Source organism: Parachitinimonas caeni (assembly GCF_030129945.1).
In the GTDB taxonomy this organism is placed as follows: domain Bacteria; phylum Pseudomonadota; class Gammaproteobacteria; order Burkholderiales; family Chitinimonadaceae; genus Parachitinimonas; species Parachitinimonas caeni.
Window position 1 is genome coordinate 1 of record NZ_JARRAF010000186.1, and the last position, 459, is coordinate 459.

Annotated in this window: 1 protein-coding gene; it reads right to left on the reverse strand. The window is 70.8% G+C overall.

Translation table 11 applies throughout. The features are described from left to right. Positions 1 to 459: hypothetical protein (locus tag PZA18_RS25800; protein ID WP_284103455.1), on the reverse strand; the 459-nt coding region annotated here is incomplete at both ends.

The window sequence follows — 459 nt, forward strand, 5'->3', positions numbered from 1 at the left end:
CGCCGCTGGCGGGCGCGGATTGGGCCTGCCAGACGAGTTGGTATTGCCCGGCCGGCAGCCAGTAGTGGCGGGGGCTGGCGGCAGCGTCTGCCGCCAGCGTGAACTCGCCCAGCCCCCAGGGGCCAAGTGCCTGGCCGTTCACGGTCTGCAGTCTGGCGGCTATCTGCACGCCCTGCGCCTGCAGGTTGCCCAGATCCAGCCAGCCGGCCTGCTGCAGCTCAAAGGTGTGTTGCAGGCGGTCGCTGCTGCTGCCGATGGCCTGGGTGAACGGGGTGTCCAACTCCAGCGGGCTATGGGTGTGCACGACCGGCAGGCAGGTCACGGCGATGGGCGCGGCCTGAGGGGACTGCGGGCGATTCACCAGCAGCAGGACCTCGCTGCCGGGGGCGGTGAAGTCCTGCCGGTTCCAGCTGGCCGCCGCCTGGTCATCCAGCAGGAGACGGCCCTCCGGGGTGTACA